Raw genomic sequence first — 24,280 nt, 5'->3', positions numbered from 1 at the left:
ATGCACAAGATAAATATGCGCGACGCTGGCACCAGCGTCGGCAATGAACTCCAACGCCTCACGCGCAGAGGCGCGTCGCGACGCAATGTGCTTCGCGCGATGGCAGCCGGCGGGATGCTGTCGATGACTGGCACGGGACTGCTGGCGGCGAGCGGGTCGGCATTTGCGCAACAGAGTCCCAAAAAAGGCGGCAAGATTCGCGTCGCGACGCAATCGGCGTCCACTGCCGATACGCTCGATCCTGCGAAGGGCGCGCTGAGCACGGATTACGTGCGCGCCAACATGTTCTACAACGGTCTGACCGAACTCGATTCCCATCTGGGCGCCAAAATGGCGCTCGCAGATTCGCTGGAAACGAAGGACGCGACTGTGTGGGTCGTGAAGCTGCGCAAGGGCGTGCAGTTCCACGACGGCAAGGCGCTCGCGCCCGCCGACGTTGTCTACTCGATCATGCGCCACAAGGACCCGGCGACCGCCTCGAAGGCGAAGACGCTCGCGGACCAGATCAAGGACGTGAAGGCGACCGGTGCGAACGAACTGACAATTACCCTGGAGGGTGCGAACGCCGACCTGCCGGTGATCCTGGCGACCTCGCACTTCATGATCATCAAGGATGGCACGAAGGATTTCAGGACGGCTGTCGGCACCGGTCCGTTCAAGCTGAAAGAATTTTCGCCGGGCGTGCGTACCGTAGGCGTGCGCAACGAGACGTACTGGAAGACAGGACTGCCGCACCTCGACGAGATTGAACTGATCGGCATCGGCGATGAACCGGCGCGCGTCAATGCGTTGCTATCAGGCGACGTGCAACTGATCAATGCGGTGACGCCCAACTCAGCGAAGCGGATCAAGGAGACACCCGGGTTTTCAGTGCTCGAGACGAAAACTGGCCAGTACACCGACCTGATCATGCGGGACGAAGGCGGCATCACGGGCAACGAGGATTTCCGCCGCGGCATGATGTACCTGCTGGATCGCGAACAGATCCTCAGCGCGGCGTTTCGCGGCTACGGCGCGATCGGTAATGACCAGCCTATTGATCCGACGAACAGGTACTACTTTGCGGGTCTGCCGCAACGGAGCTTCGATCCGGACAAGGCCAGGTTCCATTTTCAGAAGGCAAAGTTGGCCGGCGCTCCGCTGCAAGTGTATGCGTCGCCGGCGGCCACCGGATCGGTCGAAATCGCGATGCTGCTGCAAGCGGCCGCACCGCGCGCTGGCCTCAATCTCCAGGTGAGCCGGGTTCCGGCAGACGGCTACTGGTCCAATCACTGGATGAAGCATCCGCTCAGCTTTGGCAACGTCAACGCCCGGCCGAGTGCCGACGTGCTCTTCACGCAGTTCTTCAAGTCGGACGCGCCGTGGAACGAAGCGAACTGGAAGAACCCAAAGTTCGACCAGATGCTCGTCGCCGCACGTGGCGAGCCTGACGATGCGAAGCGTAAGAAGATCTATGGCGACATGCAGGTGATGGTGCATGAAACCGGCGGTATTGGTATTCCATTGTTCGTGAGTTCACTCGATGGCCATACAACCAGGCTGAAGGGCCTTGGTTCAATTCCGCTCGCCGGGCTGATGGGCTTTACGTTTGCGGAACACGTCTGGCTCGAGTCCTGACCCGCCACGGTCTTCAGTCGCTTCGCTGCTTCGCGGCGTACCATTTCTGTACAGGAGGCGTTTCCAGTATGAAAGCAAACGCGCAACGACTCATCGCCGCCCGCCTCGGGTACGCGCTGGTCACGCTGCTGCTGGTGTCGGCCATCGTGTTCGCAATCACGGGCCTCTTGCCCGGCGACGCGGCGCAGCAGGCGCTCGGCCAGGCGGCCACACCGGAACTGGTGGCTGCATTGCGCCACCAGTTTGGTCTCGATCAGCCCGCTCTGCAGCGCTATTTCCAGTGGCTCCTGCACGTCGTGAGCGGCAATTTCGGCACGTCGCTGTCGAACAACATGCCGGTGAGTGATCTGATTGCGACCCGCCTGCCGAATACGCTCATGCTTGCAGGGCTGACGGCCGCCGTGTCGGTGCCCATCGCCCTGGCGATCGGCATTTTGTCGGCGATGTATCGCGGTTCGCTGTTGGACCGCGCCCTCAACGTGCTGACGTTGTCGACCGTCGCTGTGCCCGAATTCCTGATTGCGACGATCGCCGTGCTGATCTTCGCGGTCAAGCTGCGCTGGCTGCCGGCGCTGTCGTACCTGTCCGAAGTGACGTCATTCGGCGCGCTGCTACGCATCTACGCCATGCCCGTCATGACACTGTGCTGCGTGCTCGTTGCACAGATGGCGCGCATGACGCGCGCTGCGGTGCTCGATCAGCTGAACGCGTCGTACGTCGAGATGGCGGTGCTGAAAGGTGCTACCCCGATGCGCATCGTACTACGTCACGTGCTGCCCAACACGATCGGCCCGATTGCCAACGCGGTTGCACTCTCCCTGTCGTATCTGTTCGGCGGCGTCGTGATCGTCGAGTCGATCTTCAACTATCCAGGGCTCGCGAGCCTGATGGTCGATGCTGTCACGAATCGAGATATGCCGCTCGTCCAGGGCTGCGTGATGGTGTTCTGCGCGGCATATCTGGCACTCGTACTTATTGCTGACCTGTGTCAGATCATTTCCAACCCGAGGCTGCGTCAACGATGAACCGACCCGACATATCTCATGCGAGGACCGTACTGCACGCGGTGCCGGACGAAGAAGCCACGCCTTGCGCCGATGCGTTTGTGGAGGCGCCGGTCGACATGCCCGTCGCGAAGCGCAGCGCGCTGCGCCGCATCATAGGCCGCTTTTCGTTGCTTGGCCTGATTGGTCTCGTGATCGTGGTGTTCTGGCTCGTCGTCGCGTTCGTTGGTCCGCTCGTCGCGCCGTACAAGGGAGGCGCGGTGACGTCGACTGAGATATTCGGCGCGTACAGTGCCGCACATCTATTCGGCACCGACTATCTGGGCCGCGACATGCTGAGCCGCGTGCTGTATGGCACGCAGTACACGGTTGGCCTGGCGCTCGCGGCGGCGGTGCTCGCCAGCTGTATCGGCACATTCTTCGGGCTGGTTGCGGCCGTGTCCGGGCGTTGGGTCGACGAAATCATGGGCCGACTGTTCGACGCGCTGATCTCGATCCCGAGCAAGATTCTCGCGCTCGTCGTGATCGCCGCATTCGGCTCGTCGGTGCCGATGCTGATCACGGTCGCCGCGCTTGCGTACATACCCGGCGCGTTCCGCATCTCGCGCTCGCTCGCGGTCAACCTGATGACGCTCGAATACGTGCAGGTCGCGAAAGCGCGCGGCGAAAGGCTGTTTTATATCGCGCGAGTCGAGGTGCTACCCAACATGATTCATCCAATGCTTGCGGATTTCGGCCTGCGCTTCGTGTTCATCGTGCTGCTGCTCAGTGGGCTGAGTTTCCTCGGTCTCGGCGTGCAGCCGCCGAATGCCGATTGGGGCTCGCTCGTGCGCGAGAACATCGGCGGGCTGGCAGAAGGCGCGCCTGCGGTGCTGATGCCCGCCATCGCGATTGCGACGCTGACAGTCGGCGTGAATCTGCTGATTGACAGCCTGCGCCGCCGTGGCGGCCGTGGGCAGGGAGCCGCACAATGAACATGATCGAAGTGAAGGGCCTGCGCGTGGTCGCGGGCGCGGCGCCAGACGCTGTCGTTGAGATCGTCAGGGGCGTCGATTTCACCGTGAAGAAGGGCGAGGTACTCGCGCTGATCGGCGAGTCGGGTTCGGGCAAGACGACGATTGCGCTGTCCTTGCTGGGGTACGCGCGAGGCGGCTGTTCGATTGCGGGTGGCTCGGTCAAGATTGGAGGCGTCGAGGTGCTGGCACTCGATGCGAACCGACGCCGCGCGTTACGCGCGCGTACCGTCGCTTACGTCGCCCAGAGCGCGTCGGCGGGTTTCAACCCGGCGCGCACGATTATGGACCAGGTGACGGAGCCCGCGCTGCTGCACAGATTGATGACGCCTGCTGCGGCCCGCGAGAAGGCCGTGGGACTGTTTCGCTCGCTGGCTTTGCCGTCGCCAGAAACAATCGGTGCACGCTATCCGCATCAGGTATCGGGCGGTCAGTTGCAGCGCCTGATGGCGGCGATGGCGCTGATCACCGATCCCGCTGTCGTCGTGTTCGACGAACCGACGACGGCGCTCGACGTCACCACACAGATCGAAGTGCTCGCCGCTTTCAAGAAAGTGATCCGCGAACTGGGCACAACGGCCGTCTATGTGTCGCACGATCTTGCCGTCGTCGCGCAGATGGCAGACCGCATCGTCGTGTTGAATGGCGGCACGGTGCGCGAGAACGGCGCGACGGCGCAGGTGCTTGATGCGCCCGCCGACGACTACACGAGGCAACTGCTCGCGGCGACCCGCCGTCCGGAACCGGAACTCGCAGTTCCGGCCAAAGATGCGCTACCACCGCTGCTCGAGGTCCGCAACCTGAACGCGGGCTACGGACGTATCGACGCGAACGGGGTTCCCGCCGTGTGCGTGCTTGACAACGTGAGCCTGAAGATCGAGCGCGGCAGCGCGCTCGGCGTCATTGGCGAATCGGGTTCGGGCAAGACGACACTGGCGCGCGTGGTGGCGGGACTGGTGGATCGTGCCCGGGGCGAGGTGCTCCTCGACGGCAAGCCTCTGCCCGCGAAGCTTTCCGAGCGCACCCTCGCCCAGTACCGACGGGTGCAGATCGTGTTCCAGAACGCCGACACAGCGCTCAATCCGAGCCACACGATCGCCGATATCCTCGCTCGGCCGATGAACTTCTATCACGGCCTGCGCGGCGCGCCGGCACAGAAGCGCATGCTCGAACTGCTGGATCTGGTGAAGCTGCCGGCGACAATTGCCAGGCGTCAGCCGGGCGGTCTGTCGGGCGGCCAGAAGCAGCGCGTGAACCTGGCGCGTGCGCTTGCCGCCGACCCTGCGCTGATTCTTTGCGACGAGGTGACTTCCGCACTGGATACTGTGGTTGGCGCGGCGATTCTCGACCTGCTCGTCGAACTGCGGCGCGAGCTGGGTGTGTCATACATGTTCATCAGCCACGATATCTCGACGGTGCGGGCGATCTGCGACGACGTAATGGTGCTCTATGCCGGTCAATGCGTCGAAGCGGGCGAGCGCGATGTACTGGCTGCGCCACCGCATCACCCGTACACAGGGCTACTGGTCGATTCGGTGCCCGCACTGCGCCCGGGCTGGCTCGACTCACGGCGCGCGCTCACGGGCGCCGCACTGCCGTCGATGGGGCCCGCCAGCGATTCGGCTGAGCTGTGCAGTTTTCGGGCGCGTTGTCCGGTCCGCATCGACGGCAAGTGCAACGTTACGCCGCCCTCTGCCAGGAAGCTGCCCTCGGGCTCCGTGATCCTTTGCCACCACTCTGCTGCGGAACTCGAACTCGCGCAGAAACCCGACCCGGTGACGGCATGACTGCTCGTTTCGTGAGAGTGGCGGAGACCGAGCGCAAGAGCTTTGAGATTACCGTGGATGGAGATGCAGTGAAGGCCGCCGAAGGCGACACGCTGCTGGTCGCGCTCCTGACGGCGCAAGACGCGTTACGCGATTCCGAGTTTGGCGACGGCCGTCGTGCGGGCTTCTGCCTGATGGGCGCTTGCCAGGACTGCTGGGTCTGGACTGCGCAAGGCGAGCGCGTCCGCGCCTGTGCGACGCCTGCGATGCCCGGCATGTCGATCATCACGCGCGTAGCGCTAGCGGGGGAGGGCGTATGGCCGCGTCTGCAGAAGTGAAGCGCCCGAACGTCGTGGTAGTTGGCGCCGGACCGGCGGGCGTACGCGCCGCGCAGGCGCTGGTTGAAGCCGGGCTGCGTCCCACGGTGATCGATGAAGGGCGCCGCGACGGTGGCCAGATCTATCGGCGCCAGCCCGAAGGCTTCTCGCGCTCCTATGAGACGCTCTACGGCAGCGAGGCTGCGCGGGCCGCGTCGTTGCATCGCGACTTCGATGCGTTGCGCGCGCAAATCGACTATCTGCCTGACACGCTCGTATGGAATATCGGGCCAAAGGCGGTGCATATTGTGAGCCGCACGCGCTACCGCAAGCTCGCGTTCGATTCGCTGATCATCTGCAGCGGAGCAACCGACAGGCTGATGCCGGTTCCCGGCTGGCATTTCGCAGGTACTTACAGTCTGGGTGGCGCACAGGTGGCCCTCAAGGCGCAGGGATGTGCTATCGGTGCTCGGGTCGCGATGATGGGAACCGGGCCGTTGCTGTATCTGGTGGCCGCGCAGTATGTCAAGGCAGGTGCGACAGTGAGCGCCGTCCTCGATACATCGACCTTCGCGCAGCGCCTGCGAGCGCTGCCGCAGTTGCTTGCGATTCCATCGGCGCTCGGCAAGGGCATCGCACTGATGGGTGTACTGCGCCGCGCGGGGGTTCCGATTCATCGTGGCGTGACGCCCGTTGCCATCGAAGGCTCATCCGCGCATGGTGTCACGGGCGTGCGTGTGAAGCTCGCAAACGACACGACGCTGAATGTGACGTGTGATGCCGTTGCGCTCGGTTATCACTTGCGTTCAGAAACACAGCTTGCCGATCTCGCGGGCTGCGTTTTCCGTTTCGACACAGCCACGCAGACGTGGCTTCCGCAGATCGATGAGGATGGCCGCAGCAGCGTCGCAGGCATCTATCTGGCGGGCGATGGGGCACGCGTGCGCGGTGCTGACGCGGCCGAACGCGCGGGCCGACTTGCTGCATTGGCCGCGCTGCACGACGCAGGTATCGAACGCGGGGGCGCCGCGCAACTACGCGCGGAACTCTCCCGTTTCACGCGCTTCGCGGCCGGCTTGCGCACCGCGTTTCCGTGGCCCGCGCGCTTCGCGGCAGCGCTGCCCGACGACACCATCGTGTGCCGCTGCGAGGCAATCACTGCGGGCGAATTGCGGCATGTGGTTCGCGAGATGGGCGCGACGGAAGCGAACCGCGCGAAGGCGTTTTCCCGCGTCGGCATGGGCCGGTGTCAGGGACGCTACTGCGCGCACGCGGGTGCTGAAGTCATCGCAGCCGAAGCGCGCGTGCCGTTGGAAGTCGTCGGGCGATTACGTGGCCAGGCGCCTGTCAAGCCGCTGCCCATAGCGCTTGAAGCAGAGTCCAGGATGGAGAATGTTCGATGAACCGACACGCCGACGTGATCGTTATTGGTGGCGGCATCATGGGCACCTCGACGGCTTTCTTTCTGCGCAGGCGCATGCGATCGGTAATCCTGATTGAACGCGGCCTGATAGGAGAGCAGGCCAGCGGCACCAACTTTGGCGGTGTACGCCGGCAGGGTCGCTCTTTGCCGCAGCTTGCAATAGCCAATCGCGCGCTGGATATCTGGTACCGGACCAAGGAACTGCTGGGCGAGGACATTGAATTTCTACCTTCTGGTCACACGCGCGTCTGCTACCACGCGCATGATGCTGACTATTTTCATCGTTATGCCAATGAGGCGCGCGGGTTTGGCCTACACCTTGAGGTGTTGGACGGTGATGCAGTGTTCAGGCGTTTCCCGCTTCTGGGACGAGAAGTTCTGGCCGCGTCCGTATCACCGCTCGACGGGCATGCCAATCCGCGGATTGCATCGCCGGCTTTCGCACGCGCTGCCATGCGGCACGGCGCACAGATCGTCGAGAATACCGAGATCGTGAGCGTAGAGAAGGACGGCGCTGAATTTCGGGTGCAGAGCGCCGCAGGAGAAACGTATCGCGCAGCGCGGCTCGTGATCTGTGCGGGCGCGTGGGCGAGTGCGCTCTCCCAACAGTTCGGCGAACCCGTGCCGCTTACAGCGCGTGGGCCCCAGATGGCCGTCACAGAGCCGGTGCCCTACGTCTTTCAGTCATCGATGGGCGTCTACACGTCGATCAAGGAAGAGAGCGTCTATTTCCGGCAAATTCCGCGCGGCAACATCGTGCTCGGCGGCGGGCCGCCCGGTCCCGCCGATCCCGTTACGCGCAAGGCGTCCGTGTTGCCGGAGAACACGGTGCAGCAGATGGCGCAGTTCCGTCGTCTCGCGCCCGTGCTAGCCCGACTCAATGTGATCCGCGTCTGGAGTGGAGTGGAGGGTTATCTTCCCGACGGAGAGCCTGTGATCGGGCCAAGTTCCAAGGTAGACGGTCTGTTTTATGCGTTTGGCTTCAGTGGCTCCGGGTTTCAGATCGGTCCGGGCGTGGGAGAAACGCTCGCCGAGCTGATCGACTTAGGGCGCACGCCAATCCCGCTCGACACATACTCGATCGACCGATTCGCTGCGATGCTTGCCACTGCTTCAGCTATAGCCATCGGACACGACGCCTGACAGACCACGCCCACCAGGGGCCTTCTTCGTTGCTCGGGGACGAGTTTCCCGGTCGAAGAGTCCCTGTGCGGCAGACCAGGCTCGGCCAGGACGGCTGCTACGGAATCGGTCTGTTCACATGGCAAACGCAAGGCTGTAGCACTACTAAACACTTCGGTCCCGGAAGGACTTTGGCCCGTCGATCGAACGGTGGCGCGGGGGGCGCGGCGTCGCCCTCGCCCTCGGCGAATTCCCAGGTCATGGGCGGGATCAACGCAAAACCAGGAGCAACTTATGAGTACATCAGGCACCCGCGCCGAAACTGACCTGTTGGGAGAGCGCGACGTCCCCGAGGACGCGTACTACGGGATTCACACATTGCGCGCGACGGAGAATTTCCAGATATCGGGTACGACGTTGGCTTCATACCCGAACCTCGTGATTGCACTGGCAGCAGTCAAGCAGGCGGCCGCGGAGGCAAACGCGGAGCTTGGCATGCTTTCCCCGATGCTTCGGGACGCGATAGTCGCGGCCTGCGTAGAAATCCGGGAAGGTCGTCTTCACGACCAGTTCGTCGTTGACGTCATCCAGGGCGGCGCCGGTACGTCGACCAACATGAATGCGAACGAAGTAATCTGCAATCGCGCGCTCGAACTGCTCGGTCGTCGTCGGGGCGAATATGCATACCTGCATCCAAACGAACACGTCAACCTTGCGCAAAGCACCAATGACGTTTATCCGACGGCGCTGCGCATCTCGACGCTTTTCGCTATTGAGCATCTGCTGGAGTCGATGGCCAGGCTGCATGCAGCGTTCGACCAGAAGGCGATTGAGTTTGCGGGTTTATTAAAGCTTGGTCGCACGCAACTGCAGGACGCTGTTCCCATGACTCTCGGCCAGGAGTTCTCGGCTTATGCCGTTATGCTCGAAGAAGACATGTCGCGCCTCAAAGAGGCTTCTACGCTAATTCGGGAGATCAACCTTGGTGCGACGGCGATCGGCACGGGCATTACCGCCCACCCCGAGTACGCGCAAAAGGCGCTCAAATCCTTGACTCGCATCACCGGCATCGACCTCGTGACGGCGCCGAATCTGGTCGAGGCGACGCAGGACTGTGGTGCCTTCGTCCAGCTCTCAGGAGTGCTGAAGCGCATTGCGGTGAAGCTTTCGAAGACATGCAATGATCTGCGTCTGCTATCGAGCGGTCCGCGCGCAGGCTTTGGAGAAATCAACCTTCCGCCAATGCAGGCCGGTTCCTCGCTCATGCCGGGGAAGGTCAATCCGGTCATCCCCGAGGTGGTCAACCAGATCGCATTTGAAGTCTTCGGGAATGACCTGACGGTCACGTTCGCGGCCGAAGGCGGGCAACTTCAACTGAATGCGTTCGAGCCCGTCATTGCGAGCGCGCTCTTTCGGAGCTTCAAGCACCTCACGAACGGTTGTTCGACACTTGCCGAGAAATGCGTCAAAGGCATCACCGCGAACCCTGACCGGTTAGGTGAAAACATCGAGCAATCTATTGCACTTGCTACTGCACTTAACCCGTATATCGGTTACAAGAACTCAATGTCCGTTGCCGCTGAAGCCCATGCGAACGGAAGGACCATTCGGCAGGTCGTGCTCCGCCGTCAATTGCTGACAGAGGCGCAACTGGAGGAAGCCCTCCGGCCCGAGGCGCTGATCAAGCCCCGAGCGTACGGTGCGTCAACAGATCGCTTCAAGGCTTCGAATGACGGTGTGCACAACGCGCGCGTCGGTGCAGATCAGTAGTCGGCCTGAGACGGAGCCTCGTTAGTCATATGAGCCTACTTTGGAATCGCACAGTTAATTTCCGTCGCAACATTACCTCTCTCCAAAAATGGCGGCACGCTCGAGCTCTTTCAAAGTTCTTTTACATAAAGTATTTGAACTTAGCGGGGACAGTCGCCGAGTGACCGTCAACAGAATTTCGATCCCGAATCGCTCGCCGTCCGCGGCGGACACTTCTTCGCCACAAACTGAACGACCGGAACACAACATGTCCAAATTGCAGCAAGCAGCGGTGGAGCAGTCCAGCTCCCGATCGTTTGTCGATCTCCGAAAGTTCGCGTCGGATAAAAGCCAAGGGATTGAGGCGATTGCTTCGGTAGACGAGAGTCGCTTCCTTTCTAGCCGCCGCTTTCTAGATCGGCCGCCGGGTCCCGTGAGCGCGGGCGTAATAGCGCTCGACGCAGGATGCGGTGTGGTGCCACCTCAGCCTGTAGATGAATTCATTATCGTTGCAGAAGGCGAGATCACGTTGACCCAAGCAGCGCGTGCTCTAGCGCTGGGGCCAGGCGACAGCGCGGTGCTTGCTCATGGCGCGGAGTTTTTTTGGTCGGCGCGAGGGCCCGTCTCGATCATCTTCATGCGTTACCACGGCAGCCAGTCTGCTGGCGGGAAGATTGTCCCCATCCAGCACACGCCGCAGTTGGAGCCCTCGGGCGCGCCTTCCGCGGAATTGCTACTCACGCCCGCGCCCCTCTGCCGTAACTTCACGGACTACCGGTCTGCGGATGGAGAATTTGTCTGCGGCACTTGGGACTCAACGCCCTATCACCGCAGCGCAATGTTTTATCGCCATTGCGAGCTGATGTATCTCTTGGAAGGCAGCGTCACATTAGTGGACGAATCCGGCAGAACGGGCAGGTTCGAGCGCAGCGACATTTTCCTCGTTGAGCAAGGCGCGCAGTGCAGTTGGGAAAGTCGCGAGCACGTCGCAAAGGTATACGCGATTTATCGTCCGGCATAACGCCGCCATTCGTCCTCGAATCACGCCCCTGGTGTAGCTTCGCCCGCAGGCAGTCCATGTCTGCAGGCTTTTTTTGACGCGCCACGCGTGTGCACTCACGCGGATGCAAGTTGAGTCATAAGAGCCATAGACCATACGATGCTATCGTCCATTCGCGCACGCGTTGTTTGTGCATGCGTAGCGCTGGTAGTTTTCTCCGTCGTCTCCAGCACCGCAACCGACTATTTGATCGCGAAGGTGAACAGGGAGGCTGCAATCGACCGCGACTTGACGTCGTCCGCCAACGATCGCGCCGCCGCAATCGGCGAGTGGGTCGCTGCAAAGACTCGAATGGTTTCATCGCTGCAGGACGTCGTGCTGACGACTGACCCGGGGTCCATACTTAAACAGATTGCCGTCGCGGGTGGATTCTTTGACGTCGGCGTCGGTTACCCGGACCGAACCGCGAAGTTCACCGACTGGCCGAACATTCCATCCAGCTACGATCCGACCAGCCGCCCTTGGTACAAAGGCGCCGTGCAAGCCGGCAAACCGGTTGCTATCCCTTATGTCAGCACGAGCGGGGCGTTGCTGGTGGCTTTGGCAGTTCCCGTGATACGCGATGGCGTGCTGAAGGCTGTGCTGGTCGGCGATGTCGCGTTGGACAACGTGGTTGAGAACGTAAAATCGATTCATCCGACTCGGGCAAGTGTCGGTATGCTGATTGACCATAGTGGCCGCGTTATTGCGCATCCAGATCCAAAGCTGCGGTTCAAACCGGTCACTGACATTGCTGCGGATTTCGCTAGGGTCACGACTGCGTCGGATGGCGCGGGGAACGCACCGATGAAACTGGCGGTCGACGGAAAGAGGAAGCTGGTACGCTCACAGGATGGCCAACATCGCGCGTTCTTTCAACCAGTTCGTTGCCAAACTTCAAAGCGTAATGTTAGAGATCCGTGGTGCTAGCGAATTGGTGCGTGCCGCCGCAAATGAAATTGCCGCGGCGAGCCACGACCTGTCGTCCCGCACCGAGTCGGCGGCGGCAAGCCTGCAGCAGACGGCCGCGTCGATGGACCAAATCTCGGGGACAGTGGACCGGTCGGCTGTGGCGGCCTGCGAGGCTGACGAGCGATCGGGCATCGCGATGCAATCGCTTCGCGCGGCGGTGAGATCGTGTCTGGTGTGGTCGGCACGATGGGCGAGATCGAGGAAGCGTCCGGCCGAATCGGGGCGGTTATTAGCGTAATCGACGGCATAGCCTTCCAAACCAACATTCTCGCGCTCAATGCTGCTGTCGAAGCCGCGCGCGCGGGCGAGCAAGGTCGCGGCTTCGCAGTCGTCGCACATGAGGTTCGTAGCCTGGCGCAGCGCAGCGCGCTGGCTGCGCGCGAAGTGAAGCAACTTGTGAAATCGACGGTCGCACGCGTTGCTGCGGGGTCGTTCCAGGTGCGTCAAGCGGGCGAGACAATGAGCGAGATTGTCACCAATGCTGTCGATGTTCAAGCGGTCGTCGCGGGTATCGCCCGTGCAACAACGGAGCAGACTCGCGGAATCCAGGAGGTCAATCTTGCTGTCATGCAACTCGATGGGATGGTGCAGCAGAACGCGGCGTTGGTGGAACAGTCGGCAGCCGCATCGACCACGCTACAGATGCAGGAATGCGCTGGCATCGACTATCGGAAGGTTCAAGGTTGACTAAACATTCTGTTGTTGCATCGTAGGCAAGAGCCGGATGCGCCGTCGCGCATCCGGCGTCCGGCTGAAGGTACCACCGCTCGACCCGACGATCGACTTTGATTTTTCTTTCAAGTCAATTGATGTCCCTCGCGAGCGGCTGTACGACCCTTGCCGCGAAGTGCCTGAGGGGCATTACCGCGAATCCGGCACGGATATTACGCTCTCGACGATGCGGGCGAAGGTCTGGACAGCGGGACGGATGGCTTCGATATCGAGCGCGCCGAACCCCAACAGAAATCCGTCACGAAATCCCGGATCGCCTTGATTGAACGTGTGCAGCCTGCGAAGGTAAATTCCCTGTTCAAGCGATCGCGATACAGTCGTATCGAAGTCAACCAGATCCCGGATCCTGATTGTCATATGCAGACCCGCCGCGTTCCGTGATGTTTCAAGTGCATCGCCAAAGCACTGGTCCAGACATCGGAGCAATTCCGATTGTCTTGCGCCGTAGATATCGCGCATCCGCCGAATGTGCTTCGAGAAATGCCCGTCCGCAATAAAGTCTGCCGTTGCTGCCTGCAAGGAAAGGTGCCCTGGTCTGTATAAGCGCAACGAAGCGGCTGCGAAGGAATCGACCAGGTCGGGCGGAACAACTATATAGCTGAGCCTCATGCCGGGGTACATTACCTTACTTAACGTTCCCATCAGAATGACACGGCCGTTTTCATCAACGCCTTGAAGAGACGGAAGTGGACGCTGGTCATATCGGAATTCACTGTCATAGTCGTCTTCCAGAACGAATGCGTCCCACCGCTCAGCGGCCGCACGCAGACGGGCACGCCGTTCGTCCGACAACGTCACCCCCATTGGAAACTGATGCGACGGGGTCGTCACTACGAGTCGAGGTCGGCGCAAACATCGTTCGAGCTTCATACCGTTACTGTCGACAGCAATAGCCTCCACTTCCAGCCCGTTGGCGCGCAACAGGATTGGCGTTGCCCAGTGGCAAGGGTTTTCAACATAGGCCAGTTCACCCACGTCGGCCAGAATGCGTGAGCAAAGGTCAATCGACTGATTGCTCCCCATTGTCACGATGATCTGTTCCGGGGAGGCCCGAACCGCGCGCGATACGCGCAAATACTCCGACAGCGCGCGGCGCAACGGGAGATATCCGCCTGGATTGGAGTAGCCCATGAGGTCCGCATGCTGCTCCCCGAGATAGCGATTCTGGATACGCCTCCATATCTGATAAGGAAAACAATCCGTATCGCAAACACCCGGCACGAACGCCCCCTTGCGTTCCTGGATGCCCGCAGGAGCGCGTATCAATTGCTCACCGCGCTCGGACAGGGTTCGTGCCGTTGATTCCCGAGGCGCCGACTTCAACGATTGCGGCAGCTTGTCGGAGACAAGCGTACCACTCGTGGAATCGGTATGGAGATAGCCGTCGGCCGACAGCCTTTCATAAGCCATTACAACGGTTATTCGGGAGACTTCCAGTGCAGCCGCGAGCGTTCGGGAGGACGGCAAACGTGCGGAAACCTTCAGAGTGCCGTCGGATACTGCGTCTCGGATCCCGTTCGCGATCTGGATCTGTAGTGGTACGGCCCCGTCTCGACGGAGACGGGCGATCAGGAGGTCAGCAAGCAACGAGTCAGCCATTGGACCTATCCAACTTTTTGAATTGGACTCATAGGTTCGCAGCGGGTACGACTACTGTCAAGGCTCGCCATCGAACAAAGCCTTTCCAGTTATTGGGGTTCCTATGCGTGTATCTCTACGTGAGCGTATTCGTCAGTTACATCGCGTGATAGGCCTGAGCATCGGTCTATTCGTCGTCATGGTGGCGGTTACCGGCGCGGGCATGCTGTTTCGAGAGTCACTCGAACCCGTCGTCTACCACGGTCTGCTCAAAGTCGAATCGTGCAAAAACCGCCTGCCGCTCGATACGCTGATTGCCAATGCGAGCGCTTCTAATCCAGTCGCAGGCCGGCCAAAGCAGGTGCGCATATACGCCGACGCGGATTCCAGCACGCGTGTTCTCTTCAGCGACAACCGGTGGTACTACGTCAATCCATGCACTGGCAAAGTGCTTGGAAACGAGGATCGTTACGGCGGCCTGTTCGGTACGATGGCCAGCCTGCACAGCTTTCAGTTTCTGAAGAAGAATGGAAGCGTCTTCGCTGGAACGCTTGCGCTGACATTCGCGATTGTCCTGGTCGGTGGCGGCTTGGCTCTGTGGATTCCAGAGACGTTGCGCAAACGCAGGCGACCCGTCACGATCAAGCCCAAGCTCACCGGTCGCGCGCACTGGCTCAGTCTGCACAAAACGCTTGGCGCCTATGTCAGTCTCATCGTACTTGCCTCCGCGCTCACCGGCGCGCTGCAATCGTTTCAATTCGTGAGGGATGCACTCTACACACTGACGGCCTCGAAGCCCCCCGCACCTTCTCCTAAATTGGTCGTGCGGGCCGATGCGCAAAGCCTGCCAGTCGAGGCCCTCTGGCAACGCGCACAGGCATTGGTGCCGCAACCAAAATATGCCCGCATTCGCTACCCTGGCAAGCCCGGGGATGCTTTCAACTTCGATCTTGTCGCACGCGACGCACCGCATATAAATGCGTTTTCCGTTGCTAGTCTCGATTCAAGCACAGGTAAAGTGTTGCGCTTTACTCCATATTCGGAGAACAGCTTAGGTCATCGAATTTACCTGACGGCGCTTGCGTTTCATTACGGATGGCTGAGCGGCGGATTTATTCAATTGCTGCAACTGATCGGCATGCTCTCTGTACCGGTATTGGCTTACCTCGGCATTGGCAGTTATCTGCGCGGCAAACGGCCTCCGCCGGCTCCCGTGTCGCCCCGAACGACTCTCGCGTTGAAAGTGGCCAGGAAAGCGGCCGAAGCGGAGAACATTCAATCTTTTGAACTTGTCGACCCTGCCGGAAAAGCGCTGCCGCCGTTTACGGCCGGTTCCCACCTTGATGTTCGTGTACCCGGCGGAAAGGTTCGACAATACTCACTGTGCAATCCTCCTGGGGAAAGACATCGCTATCTCATTGCCGTCATGCGGGCGGAACCAACGCGCGGTGGGTCGAGGGCCATGCATGAGCAGGTCAAGGAAGGCGACTTGATTGAAGTCAGCACTCCGAAAAATCACTTCCCGCTCGTGAAATCCGCGAAGCACTCCCTGCTCATCGCGGGCGGTATCGGTATTACGCCGATTCTTTGCATGACGGAACACCTGGCTGGTCTCGGAGCCGATTTCAAAATGCATTACTTCGCGCGCTCGCCGGCGCGCGCAGCCTTTGTCGACCGCATCAAGCGCTCGAAATTCGCCGACCGCGTTTTCTTCCACTTCACGGAAGACGAGAAACAGCAACGGATCGATCTAGCCGCGCTTCTCCAAACGCACGGTCCCGAAATGCACTTATACCTATGCGGCAGCGAGGCATTCATGAATGCGGTCATCGACACCGCATTGCAAAAAGGCTGGCGCAAAGACCGTATGCACAGGGAATATTTCAGCGTTGAGCGCAGCGAATCCGACAACAATGTCGAATTCGAAGTCACGATCACAAGCACCGGTAAGACTATTTGTGTCCCTGCAGACAAGACGGTAATAGCTGCTTTGGCCGATTCCGGAATCCATATTACGGCGTCCTGCGAGCAAGGCGTCTGCGGCACCTGTGTGACGCGCGTGCTGGAAGGCGAACCGCAGCATCGCGACGTGTTTCTCTCCGACGACGAGAAAAATAGGAACGATCGATTCACTCCCTGCTGTTCGCGTGCCAACAGCCGGACGCTGGTACTCGATCTGTAGATGGAAAGGCCGGCACTGTCCGGCAAAACCGAAAACAAAAGCCGCTTTTTTCCAACCATTGAAAGGAGACACAAATGAGGATCACCAGAAAACTTGCTGTCGTGGCAAGCCTGATTGCAGGCATGGGCGGCGCCGACCTGGCGCACTCCCATGGCATCTATTTCGCACAGCGTTCGAACCAACTGGCGCTGATCTACGGCGAGGGCAGCGACGACCTGGATGTCATCAAGCGCCAGCACAAGGTGAAGAGCGTCACAGCCTACGACGAGCAGGGCAAGGAGGTCTCCGCGCAGCTCACGCCCAACGGGCCGCTGCTCGTGGTGAATACCGACAAGCAGCCGGCAATCGTTGCAGGGACGATGGACTACGGCCTGTGGAGCAAAACGACGAACGGCGAGTGGCAAAACAAGGGCAAGGACGAAGTGCCCGGCGCCACGTTCAGCGAGCACACATTCAAGTACGCGGTGCATCTGTGCCGGCCCCTGAATGGCGTGATGCCCGTACTGCCTGGGCAGAAGCTGCAGATCGTGCCGGTCGGCAAACAGATGCCGGATCAGATGGGCCAGGCGCTCACGGTTCGGGTGCTCTACGACGGCAAGCCCGCGCCCGGCGCCGAGGTGCAGCCGGATTTCGTCAATGACCCTGATTCCAAACCGCTAAAGACCGGCGCAGACGGTACCGTGACGATCAAGGTGCGCAACCAGGGTCTGAACGTGGTCGTAGCAACACTCGATACGCCGCCGTCGGAACCCGCGAAGGCGAACCAGGACGAGCATAAGGCCACACTGTCGTTCGTGCTGCAGCACCTGCCCGAGTGATCAAGCGTTATCTGCTGGAGCTTGTCCCCAATGAAACGAATTTCTGGCTGGCCGCACTTGCTGCGGCCGCTTGCAGCGCGAAGCTTGTCAAGGGCGACAAGGTGATCGCTCTCGTAACGATGGAAGACAAGTCGATGAGCAGCGCGCGCTTCGTCATGAAGTAAGGAAGGCTCCCCTGGACGCCGGCAACTATGGTTGCAGCCGTTTACGGCGTTTTCATCGTTCCCGGAAGCGCTGCACCGCAACCAGTTACATTCATCTCGACGCCGCGATCAAAAAGGACTCCTATTTGCCTCGCCTCAACCGGGATGGTCTGGTGACGAGGCGTGACGAACGTCGTTTCAATTTATTTTTTTATTCAGCCACAAGACCTTCATATGAAAAAGTCCTTGACTGCGGCAGCGCTCGCAGCCTCCTTCGCATGTACGGCACATGCTCAGAACAGCGTCACACTCTACGGTGTGATCGACGTCGGCATGAACTATGCGAACAACATTGGTGGCCACAAGCAGTATTCGATGGTCGCCGGAAATCTGAGTGGCGACCGTTGGGGGCTGCGAGGCACTGAGGACCTCGGCGGTGGACTGCAAACACTTTTCATGCTTGAAAACGGCTTCAGTGTTGCGAACGGAAAGCTCGGTCAAGGGGGCGACGAGTTCGGACGCCAAGCCTATGTCGGTTTTTCATCATCGAACATAGGTACCGTTACGTTCGGGCGTCAATATGATTTGATTAACGACTTGACCTACATGTTCGTGGCGGCACAGATGTGGGGCGGATTCGCCAGCGCCCATCCTGGCGATGTAGATAACACAGATGGTAGCAACCACGTCAACAACGCGATCAAGTTTCGCAGTGTGTCGTACGGAGGATTGACGTTCGCGGGCCTCTACAGCTTCGGCGGTGTCGCTGGGAAATTCAACCAAAATCAGATCTGGTCAGTCGGGGCGAACTACAATTTGGGACCACTCACGCTTGGCACCGCCTTCGTTGACGCGCGAGATCCTAACTTTTCCTATTTTGGCAATACCGCGGCTTCAAGCACTACGGGGTCCAACATGAACGGTAGCCGCGTGTATTCCGGCTATGCGTCCGCGAAAACACAGCAGATCTTCGTCGCAGGCGCTTCTTATGTCGTTGGTGCCGCTACGTTCGGCGTTGTGTACAGCAACACGCAGTTCAAGGATATCGGGACGCTACCGGGTCTCCCGGCTAACGGCGCAGGCGGCGATGCAAGATTCCACGACATTGAAGTCAATGTCGGCTATCAACTCACGCCGGCCCTCCACCTCGGTGTCGCCTATAACTACCTGAAAGGATATGGCGTCAACGGTGCAACTTACAATCAAGGCGCGATCGGGGCTAACTACTTGCTATCCAAGCGAACTGACCTTTATACAGTTGCGGTTTACCAGCATGCGTCGGGCACCGATTCGACCGGTGGGAAGGCGGTCGCAAACCTCAACGGCCTAACCGCCTCCACAACTCAGAGCCAAGTACAAGTAGTTGTTGGCTTCCGGCATCGCTTCTAGCAGAGCTTGAAGCAGGCTCAGTTTCCCCGTAACCGCCGGCTGCATATCGCTGGCGCGACGCATTGGCTGTCCCGCCATAAATCCAATGCAAAGTGAACTGTGAAGGAATCCACAACGCACGCAATATGCTGAATTCTCCCGCTAACCGGTGACATCTGCCTGGCAGGCAGGCGTAGGATCTTGTCATCGTCCAAGCAGGAGTCAAGAGATTTTTCGAGACAGGGCTGCCCCGGAAAACTCGGTGCGTGAGGGAACATTTCGTCGACGGGAAAAAGCCGGCGGTCTCCGGCTGAGACAGGCGTGGGTCAAATTGATAGTCGTCAACTGGTCAAGTTATCGACACGTTTCAAATCGGCGGTAACGTGTCTGCGCGGGACATTGGGACCTCGATGATGGTGGTGGGCAATCGCCCGTTGTTAAAGTCGTGCGTCCACGGATCGGGGCAGGGCTGCGTAGGTGTGACGGAAGCAGTTGTGACATTTTGTCGAGACGTTTCGAGCGGTGAGCTCCCGCATGGCCCCTGTTGATGTGGGTTGCTCGAGGAATAGTCCGTCGCTCATTTGATCCGGCCGGTCTCGGGCCGCTGAAACGATGATTGACTCGGGTACGGCCCGCTCGCCAACGCGAGGCTGGGAATTCGATAAGAGAAACAGCTGGCGGGCCGTCAGCGATGTCGTTCACCCCAAGAGAGCCCGGGGACAAAGATCAGTTATCCAATACAGAGTTCATACAATGCTATCGTCGATTCGCGCACGGGTTGTTTGTGCTTGCGTAGCTCTTGTGGTTTTCTCAGTCGTCTCCAGTACCGCGACTAGCTATGTCATCGCCAAGAGGAGCAATGAGGAGGCGATTGAACGCAATTTGACCTCTGACGTAGATAATCGTGCTGTCGTTATCGGCGAATGGGTCGCCTCGAAGGGCCAGATGATTTCGTCGCTTCAGGACGTTGCGCTCACGCCCGACCCACTGCCAATGCTTAAGCAGGTCGCTACGGCGGGCGGATTCTGGGACATCGGCATAGGCTACCCGAACAAGTCGGCAAAGTTCACTGACTGGCCCAATATTCCGCCCGACTACGATCCCACCAGTCGACCTTGGTACAGGAGCGCCGTGCAGGCGGGAAAGCCGATTGCCACACCCTACGTTAGCACCAGCGGCGCGTTGCTGGTGGCGTTTGCGTACCCGTGATGCGGGATGGTGTACTGAAGGCTGTAGTAGTGGGGGATGTCTCGTTGGACAGCGTGGTTGCGAACATCAAGTCGATTCATCCCACTCCGAGCAGTTTCGGCATGTTGATCGACAACGGTGGACGGGTCATCGCACATCCGGATCGGAAGCTGACATTCAAGCCTGTCGCTGATATTGCACCGGATTTCGATAAAGTGACTGACGCTCCGTTCGCGCTCGCGAATCCGCCCGCAGAGGTCACGGTGAATGACAAGAGGAAGCTAATACGCGCGCAATCGGTGCCAGGAACCGATTGGCACGTTGTCATCGCTCTCGACAAGTCCGAGGCGACCGCAGGAATGCGGTCGCTATTGACTGCGTCGCTCCTCTCCCTGACCGTCGTCATCGCATCGCTAATCGTTGGGGCGATAACGACGACTGCATTCCGCCGCCTTCGACAAGTCTGCCACGCGATGGCGGCAGTCGCGTCCCTCTGGACGACGTCAAAATGCAACGTTGGCGGTACATCATGGTCCGCCGGAGCGGGCTGTCGCGAATACAACCTCACAAGACTGCGGCCCCACGGCGAGTGGGCGCCGGACACCTTCCTGTTTCGGCATCACTCATTCATCAGTTCGTATCCCAGAAGAAAGCAAAATGATCTCCTTTGGCACGCCCACAAAAAACGACAACGGCATTGACACGCGGTGCCTTCTCGCCCCGTCCTCGCGCGTGAAGCCGGCCTGCGCCACCGCAGCGCTGTTAGTCGCACTGGCCGCCGGCACAGCCGCTCCGGCTTACGCACAGTCGGAGTCAGCCGTCCCAACAGCGGCAGACCAGGACTCTGCCGCATCCACGAACACCGACGCAAACGCCGCGCCGGGCGGGTCGGCCGCCGCGCCGACCGGCTTCTGGGAGCGCTCGAACCTGCTCGGCGACATGGGCGGACTGCGCACGCTGCTGGGCGACCACGGTGTCACGTTCAACGCGCAGGAAACAAGCGAGCTCTACGGCAACTTCTCCGGCGGTATTTCGAAGGGGGCCTCATATAACGGCGCCACACAATTCGGCCTTAACGTTGATACCGGCAAGGCGTTCGGCCTGAAGGGCGGCACCTTTTTCGTCGATGCCTTGCAGATTCACGGACACGGCATCACGGCTGCGCGCCTGAATGCACTGCAATCCGTGAGCGGCGTCGAGGCCGAAGCGACGACGCGTTTGTGGGAACTCTGGTACCAGCAGGCGCTCGGCGATAGGCTTGACCTCAAGATCGGCCAGCAGAGCCTTGATCAGGAATTCATCATCAGCCAGTACGCCAGCACTTTTGCGAACGCGACATTCGGCTGGCCCGTATTGGCCGCCACCGCCCTGCCCGCGGGCGGCCCCGCCTATCCGCTGTCGTCACTTGGCGTGCGCCTGCGGTTCAAGCCGAGTGATTCGATGACGATTCTAGGTGGCATCTTCGACGGCAACCCGGCGCCGGGCAACGGCGACCCCCAGCAGCTCAACGCTAGCGGCACCCAGTTCAACCTGCGCAACGGCGTAATGATGATCGGCGAGGTCCAGTACGCGATCAATCAGCCGCCGGCAAGCGGTTCCGGTGCGACGCAGCCGAGCGGGCTACCGGGCACCTACAAGCTGGGCTTCTGGTACAACAACAATCACTTCGCAGATCAGCACCTCGACACAAACGGCATCTCGCTCGCGAGCCCCGCGTCGAACGGCGTGCCGGCCACCCATCGCGGCAACTTCAGCATTTATGCCATCGCAGACCAGATGGTGTGGCGCGCGAGTGCCGACAGCCCGCAATCGGTCGGCGTGTTCACGCGTGTGATGGGCGCGCCGGGCGACCGTAACCTGCTCGACTTCAATATCAATGCGGGAATCGTGCTGAAAGCTCCGTTCAAGGGCCGGGACAACGACGCGCTTGGGCTCGCGGTCAGCTACGCGAACGTCAGCGCGAGCTCGAGCGCGCTCGATCGCGACATCGCAACGTTCCAGACGCCTGGCTACCCCGTGCGCTCGGCGGAGACGGTGATCGAGGCGACGTACCAATACCAGGTCACACCGTGGTGGCTACTGCAGGGCGAATTCCAGTACATCTTCCGTCCGGGCGGCGGCATTCCTGATCCGAACAGCAACGGTACGCGCATCGGCAATGAGGCCGTCGCCGGACTGCGGACGGTCGTGACGTTCTGACGGTTTTACGTCCCGAGGTGTCAGGGACCTGCAGGCCCGGATATACGGTCACTCGAGCCGCTTCCGCTTCGCCAAAAAATCCTCTGCATTATCAGGCTAGTCGTGTTTCGCGGACCCAAGACCTTGTACTCAGCGACCCCGGTTTCTTATCGTGGTCAGCACCGCGAGATGCAGCTCCAGCGGCAGAAAGCCGGTATTCAGGTATTCAGATCGTGTGCGCCGTAAATGGAATCATCTATCGCCAGCCCGTTTTTCAGGCGATGTTCGAATCCGTACACGCGAATGATACATGTGCGCGCGACGCCGATCTTGCAGTCGCCGAAACGTATCTTGTTGCCCCGCATGGGGCTACCGGTCAGGTCCTGCAGCACAGCCGTGGGAGGGCCGCCGGTGCGCACCTGGCGGAATTTGCTAAATCTTAGCGAAAGCGGCCTGTTTTGCTGTACAGCTAAAGTGCGGATGAGCACCCGGATGCGAGTGACTTCACCCTCAGACCACGTTTCGGATCGAGTCCCGTGTCTATATGAGGTCAGCCGTTCGGCCGACGGACAGGGCACGTTGCGCTCGCGCGGTGTTCGCAGTTGTCCTCGCGCGAGCACCCTCATGGCCAGTCGCGCTGTCGGGCGCTCAATGGCTGAAAACTATTTGATCCGGACATCAAGCCGCATTCTCAGGGACAGCTGCTCGGCCAAACCCGCCGGTCGCCGATCAGCCGCTGTGCGGCGGCTGAACCGCGCTTCACGGACGTTCACAACGGGTACAGCTCAAACGTCGACATTCGCAAATGCGAATGAGTCATTTCGACCCTGAACCGCCGCTTGAGCCGCAACAGCTTCGACGGTAGCTATCGAAGTGATCCGGTCATCCGCGCCGGCGCCTCATGGGTAGCGCACGGTTTATTGCAGAAACCCTGCGTTACGCAGTGCCTCCTCAGCGGCCTCATGGTCTTGAACCGATGTTCCGCCAGAAACACACGGTGGACTACGGCAGCTTCTCGGAGGCGGCGCGCCAGTTGAATATCGCGCCCGCACATGCGAGTGCGTCAGTGCAGCGACTCGAAAAGGCGCTGGACACGCGCCTGTTCACGCGTTCGACGCGCAGCATGCAACTGTCGGAGGCCGGCGAGCGCTACCTGCCGCATGCACGGGTCATGATTGGTGCGCTGGAGCAAGGCGAGCAGGCCTTGGCAAACAGACGGGGGGCGCTGTCCGGCCCGCTGCGGCTGTCCGCTCCGTCTGACTTTGGTCGAAACCTGCTGTTGCCGTGGCTGGATGAATTTCAGCACCTGCACTCTGGCTTGTCGCTGCACGTGAAAATGAGCGACCGTGCGGCCGACCTCATCCGCCAACCGCTGGATGCAGTCGTGCGCTACGGAACGCTGTCCGATTCGTCTCTTCTGGCCATGAAACTGGTCGAGAACAACCGACGCGCATTGTGTGCCGCGCCGTCATACCTCGAACGGCATGGCGCACCCACCAAAGTAGACGACCTGCGGCGACACAATTGCCTTCGGTATGTCTGGAGCGAGCAGATACACGAACGCTGGTGCTTTACCCCGCCTGGTGGCGAACGCACCGTGGCAGTCACGGGTAATCGCATCAGCGACGATGCCGATGTCGTTCGTCGCTGGGCGATAGCCGGGGAAGGCCTTGTCTACAAGTCGCGGCTGGACCTCATCGACGATTTGAAGGCAGGGCGACTGCTGGAGTTATTTCCGCCAGAGTATTGCGAGCTCGCGCCGCTGCACCTGATTTGTGCTCACCGTGCGCAACTGTCGCCGGCGATTAACGCGTTGCATGCTTTCTTGCGGGAGCGATGCACTGCATTGCTTGCCAGCCATCCATTGGGGGGCACTCAAGCTGTACTCGCGATTTAAATGGCCGCCTCCAGGGCGCAACGGTCGTCTGAATGTCCGAACCTCGTTGCCCGCGAAGGTCGTCTGTTGGCCAGTACACACTCGGCCCCTTCGCCCAAAAGCTGCCATTGAAAACTTCAACGTCAGCTCTGGAGTAAGTTCGCGGAACTGGTGCTCTCGTTTAGGTTTATTCGA

Annotated in this window: 16 protein-coding genes and 2 pseudogenes; 17 read left to right on the top strand and 1 reads right to left on the bottom strand. The window is 60.3% G+C overall.

The window, feature by feature from the left end; all coding sequences use genetic code 11:
* The 10 genes and pseudogenes from BN2475_RS27010 (at position 1) to BN2475_RS34365 (ending at position 12,713) form a co-directional block, all read left to right on the top strand.
* Entirely contained in the window at positions 1 to 1,617 is a 1,617-nt protein-coding gene (locus BN2475_RS27010) for an ABC transporter substrate-binding protein (RefSeq protein WP_094782520.1), read from the top strand.
* Positions 1,618 to 1,685: 68 nt separating this feature from the next.
* Positions 1,686 to 2,642 (top strand): ABC transporter permease, encoded by a 957-nt coding sequence (locus BN2475_RS27005; RefSeq protein WP_094782519.1) that lies wholly within the window; start codon positions 1,686 to 1,688, stop codon positions 2,640 to 2,642.
* Entirely contained in the window at positions 2,639 to 3,595 is a 957-nt protein-coding gene (locus BN2475_RS27000) for an ABC transporter permease (protein ID WP_094782518.1), read from the top strand. The genes BN2475_RS27005 and BN2475_RS27000 overlap by 4 nt, the downstream gene beginning before the upstream one ends.
* Positions 3,592 to 5,421 (top strand): ABC transporter ATP-binding protein, encoded by a 1,830-nt coding sequence (locus BN2475_RS26995; protein WP_094782517.1) that lies wholly within the window; start codon positions 3,592 to 3,594, stop codon positions 5,419 to 5,421. Before BN2475_RS27000 ends, BN2475_RS26995 begins: the two co-directional genes overlap by 4 nt.
* Positions 5,418 to 5,738 carry a (2Fe-2S)-binding protein gene (locus BN2475_RS26990; RefSeq protein WP_094782516.1) on the top strand — a complete coding sequence of 107 codons (321 nt, stop codon included), beginning with the start codon at positions 5,418 to 5,420 and terminating at the stop codon, positions 5,736 to 5,738. Before BN2475_RS26995 ends, BN2475_RS26990 begins: the two co-directional genes overlap by 4 nt.
* Positions 5,717 to 7,120: an FAD/NAD(P)-dependent oxidoreductase gene (locus BN2475_RS26985; RefSeq protein WP_094782515.1), complete on the top strand. Its 1,404-nt coding sequence runs from the start codon at positions 5,717 to 5,719 to the stop codon at positions 7,118 to 7,120. The genes BN2475_RS26990 and BN2475_RS26985 overlap by 22 nt, the downstream gene beginning before the upstream one ends.
* Positions 7,117 to 8,283 carry an NAD(P)/FAD-dependent oxidoreductase gene (locus BN2475_RS26980; RefSeq protein ID WP_094782514.1) on the top strand — a complete coding sequence of 389 codons (1,167 nt, stop codon included), beginning with the start codon at positions 7,117 to 7,119 and terminating at the stop codon, positions 8,281 to 8,283. The genes BN2475_RS26985 and BN2475_RS26980 overlap by 4 nt, the downstream gene beginning before the upstream one ends.
* 273 nt (positions 8,284 to 8,556) lie before the next feature.
* Positions 8,557 to 10,032 (top strand): aspartate ammonia-lyase, encoded by a 1,476-nt coding sequence (aspA, locus tag BN2475_RS26975; protein ID WP_094782513.1) that lies wholly within the window; start codon positions 8,557 to 8,559, stop codon positions 10,030 to 10,032.
* Between the two features lie 247 nt (positions 10,033 to 10,279).
* Complete coding sequence (locus BN2475_RS26970; RefSeq protein WP_094782512.1) at positions 10,280 to 11,032, top strand: cupin domain-containing protein; 753 nt, start codon at positions 10,280 to 10,282, stop codon at positions 11,030 to 11,032.
* Between the two features lie 138 nt (positions 11,033 to 11,170).
* Positions 11,171 to 12,713: pseudogene (locus tag BN2475_RS34365) on the top strand (methyl-accepting chemotaxis protein).
* 170 nt (positions 12,714 to 12,883) lie between these two features.
* Here BN2475_RS34365 and pdxR read toward each other — a convergent pair.
* Positions 12,884 to 14,353, bottom strand: a complete 1,470-nt coding sequence (pdxR, locus tag BN2475_RS26960; RefSeq protein ID WP_094782511.1) for a MocR-like pyridoxine biosynthesis transcription factor PdxR — start codon at positions 14,351 to 14,353, stop codon at positions 12,884 to 12,886.
* 103 nt (positions 14,354 to 14,456) lie between these two features.
* On the opposite strand from pdxR, the gene BN2475_RS36390 reads away from it, so the two are divergent.
* From BN2475_RS36390 to BN2475_RS26925, 7 genes and pseudogenes are all read left to right on the top strand, one after another.
* Positions 14,457 to 16,514 carry a PepSY domain-containing protein gene (locus BN2475_RS36390; RefSeq protein ID WP_342744657.1) on the top strand — a complete coding sequence of 686 codons (2,058 nt, stop codon included), beginning with the start codon at positions 14,457 to 14,459 and terminating at the stop codon, positions 16,512 to 16,514.
* A gap of 74 nt (positions 16,515 to 16,588) precedes the next feature.
* Positions 16,589 to 17,332, top strand: a complete 744-nt coding sequence (locus BN2475_RS26950) for a DUF4198 domain-containing protein (protein WP_094782510.1) — start codon at positions 16,589 to 16,591, stop codon at positions 17,330 to 17,332.
* The gene (locus BN2475_RS34360; protein ID WP_159444613.1) at positions 17,329 to 17,496 is read left to right on the top strand and encodes a hypothetical protein; all 168 of its coding nucleotides are present in this window, start codon (positions 17,329 to 17,331) and stop codon (positions 17,494 to 17,496) included. Before BN2475_RS26950 ends, BN2475_RS34360 begins: the two co-directional genes overlap by 4 nt.
* A 213-nt stretch (positions 17,497 to 17,709) precedes the next feature.
* Complete coding sequence (locus BN2475_RS26945; protein ID WP_094782509.1) at positions 17,710 to 18,864, top strand: porin; 1,155 nt, start codon at positions 17,710 to 17,712, stop codon at positions 18,862 to 18,864.
* A gap of 732 nt (positions 18,865 to 19,596) precedes the next feature.
* A pseudogene (locus tag BN2475_RS26940) lies at positions 19,597 to 20,522 on the top strand (cache domain-containing protein); the annotation flags it as partial.
* Positions 20,523 to 20,763: 241 nt separating this feature from the next.
* The gene (locus BN2475_RS26935; protein ID WP_245841617.1) at positions 20,764 to 22,230 is read left to right on the top strand and encodes a carbohydrate porin; all 1,467 of its coding nucleotides are present in this window, start codon (positions 20,764 to 20,766) and stop codon (positions 22,228 to 22,230) included.
* A gap of 955 nt (positions 22,231 to 23,185) precedes the next feature.
* Entirely contained in the window at positions 23,186 to 24,106 is a 921-nt protein-coding gene (locus BN2475_RS26925) for a LysR family transcriptional regulator (protein WP_094782506.1), read from the top strand.
* Positions 24,107 to 24,280: the final 174 nt, after the last annotated feature.

Source organism: Paraburkholderia ribeironis (assembly GCF_900019265.1).
GTDB classification, from domain to species: domain Bacteria; phylum Pseudomonadota; class Gammaproteobacteria; order Burkholderiales; family Burkholderiaceae; genus Paraburkholderia; species Paraburkholderia ribeironis.
The sequence above is the reverse complement of the archived record's forward strand: the minus strand, read 5'-3'. Positions and strand labels throughout refer to the sequence as shown.

Bases quoted from the DNA above. Each gene is read 5' to 3' on its own strand.
- BN2475_RS26990 (WP_094782516.1), top strand. From the start codon at position 5,418: ATGACTGCTCGTTTCGTGAGAGTGGCGGAGACCGAGCGCAAGAGCTTT.
- BN2475_RS36390 (WP_342744657.1), top strand. From the start codon at position 14,457: ATGCGTGTATCTCTACGTGAGCGTATTCGTCAGTTACATCGCGTGATA.
- BN2475_RS27010 (WP_094782520.1), top strand. From the start codon at position 1: ATGCACAAGATAAATATGCGCGACGCTGGCACCAGCGTCGGCAATGAA.
- BN2475_RS27000 (WP_094782518.1), top strand. From the start codon at position 2,639: ATGAACCGACCCGACATATCTCATGCGAGGACCGTACTGCACGCGGTG.
- BN2475_RS26945 (WP_094782509.1), top strand. From the start codon at position 17,710: ATGAAAAAGTCCTTGACTGCGGCAGCGCTCGCAGCCTCCTTCGCATGT.
- aspA (WP_094782513.1), top strand. From the start codon at position 8,557: ATGAGTACATCAGGCACCCGCGCCGAAACTGACCTGTTGGGAGAGCGC.
- pdxR (WP_094782511.1), bottom strand. From the start codon at position 14,353: ATGGCTGACTCGTTGCTTGCTGACCTCCTGATCGCCCGTCTCCGTCGA.
- BN2475_RS26925 (WP_094782506.1), top strand. From the start codon at position 23,186: ATGTTCCGCCAGAAACACACGGTGGACTACGGCAGCTTCTCGGAGGCG.
- BN2475_RS26985 (WP_094782515.1), top strand. From the start codon at position 5,717: ATGGCCGCGTCTGCAGAAGTGAAGCGCCCGAACGTCGTGGTAGTTGGC.
- BN2475_RS26970 (WP_094782512.1), top strand. From the start codon at position 10,280: ATGTCCAAATTGCAGCAAGCAGCGGTGGAGCAGTCCAGCTCCCGATCG.
- BN2475_RS27005 (WP_094782519.1), top strand. From the start codon at position 1,686: ATGAAAGCAAACGCGCAACGACTCATCGCCGCCCGCCTCGGGTACGCG.
- BN2475_RS26950 (WP_094782510.1), top strand. From the start codon at position 16,589: ATGAGGATCACCAGAAAACTTGCTGTCGTGGCAAGCCTGATTGCAGGC.
- BN2475_RS26980 (WP_094782514.1), top strand. From the start codon at position 7,117: ATGAACCGACACGCCGACGTGATCGTTATTGGTGGCGGCATCATGGGC.
- BN2475_RS26995 (WP_094782517.1), top strand. From the start codon at position 3,592: ATGAACATGATCGAAGTGAAGGGCCTGCGCGTGGTCGCGGGCGCGGCG.